The organism is Mesobacillus subterraneus, from assembly GCF_003937825.1.
Taxonomy (GTDB): domain Bacteria; phylum Bacillota; class Bacilli; order Bacillales; family Cytobacillaceae; genus Mesobacillus; species Mesobacillus subterraneus.
Map to the genome: position 1 here is coordinate 1 of NZ_RSFW01000004.1, position 1,694 is coordinate 1,694.

Below are 1,694 nucleotides of genomic sequence, written 5' to 3' on the forward strand. Positions count from 1 at the left end.
TCATGGTCATGAACCATGAGCCAACGTTTTAAATTATGAGCTAAACTCATACTCTTTCTTGGAGAGTTTGATCCTGGCTCAGGACGAACGCTGGCGGCGTGCCTAATACATGCAAGTCGAGCGGATCTTCATTAGCTTGCTTTTGAAGATCAGCGGCGGACGGGTGAGTAACACGTGGGCAACCTGCCTGTAAGACTGGGATAACTTCGGGAAACCGGAGCTAATACCGGATAATCCTTTCCCTCACATGAGGGAAAGCTGAAAGACGGTTTCGGCTGTCACTTACAGATGGGCCCGCGGCGCATTAGCTAGTTGGTGAGGTAACGGCTCACCAAGGCGACGATGCGTAGCCGACCTGAGAGGGTGATCGGCCACACTGGGACTGAGACACGGCCCAGACTCCTACGGGAGGCAGCAGTAGGGAATCTTCCGCAATGGACGAAAGTCTGACGGAGCAACGCCGCGTGAGCGATGAAGGCCTTCGGGTCGTAAAGCTCTGTTGTCAGGGAAGAACAAGTACCGGAGTAACTGCCGGTACCTTGACGGTACCTGACCAGAAAGCCACGGCTAACTACGTGCCAGCAGCCGCGGTAATACGTAGGTGGCAAGCGTTGTCCGGAATTATTGGGCGTAAAGCGCGCGCAGGCGGTTCCTTAAGTCTGATGTGAAAGCCCCCGGCTCAACCGGGGAGGGTCATTGGAAACTGGGGAACTTGAGTGCAGAAGAGGAGAGCGGAATTCCACGTGTAGCGGTGAAATGCGTAGAGATGTGGAGGAACACCAGTGGCGAAGGCGGCTCTCTGGTCTGTAACTGACGCTGAGGCGCGAAAGCGTGGGGAGCGAACAGGATTAGATACCCTGGTAGTCCACGCCGTAAACGATGAGTGCTAAGTGTTAGAGGGTTTCCGCCCTTTAGTGCTGCAGCAAACGCATTAAGCACTCCGCCTGGGGAGTACGGCCGCAAGGCTGAAACTCAAAGGAATTGACGGGGGCCCGCACAAGCGGTGGAGCATGTGGTTTAATTCGAAGCAACGCGAAGAACCTTACCAGGTCTTGACATCCTCTGACAACCCTAGAGATAGGGCGTTCCCCTTCGGGGGACAGAGTGACAGGTGGTGCATGGTTGTCGTCAGCTCGTGTCGTGAGATGTTGGGTTAAGTCCCGCAACGAGCGCAACCCTTGATCTTAGTTGCCAGCATTCAGTTGGGCACTCTAAGGTGACTGCCGGTGACAAACCGGAGGAAGGTGGGGATGACGTCAAATCATCATGCCCCTTATGACCTGGGCTACACACGTGCTACAATGGATGGAACAAAGGGTCGCGAAGCCGCGAGGTCGAGCCAATCCCATAAAACCATTCTCAGTTCGGATTGCAGGCTGCAACTCGCCTGCATGAAGCCGGAATCGCTAGTAATCGCGGATCAGCATGCCGCGGTGAATACGTTCCCGGGCCTTGTACACACCGCCCGTCACACCACGAGAGTTTGTAACACCCGAAGTCGGTGGGGTAACCTTTTGGAGCCAGCCGCCTAAGGTGGGACAGATGATTGGGGTGAAGTCGTAACAAGGTAGCCGTATCGGAAGGTGCGGCTGGATCACCTCCTTTCTAAGGATATTGCCTAAGGGCAATCGGAATGCGAATCTTTCGATTCGTACTGTTGACCAGCTTGTTTGTTTAGTTTTGAGGGAGTAAGT

Annotated in this window: 1 rRNA gene; it reads left to right on the forward strand. The window is 54.5% G+C overall.

The features are described from left to right. The first annotated feature begins 55 nt into the window (after positions 1 to 55). Positions 56 to 1,605: ribosomal RNA gene (locus tag EJA10_RS03045) — 16S ribosomal RNA — on the forward strand. Positions 1,606 to 1,694 lie beyond the last annotated feature (89 nt).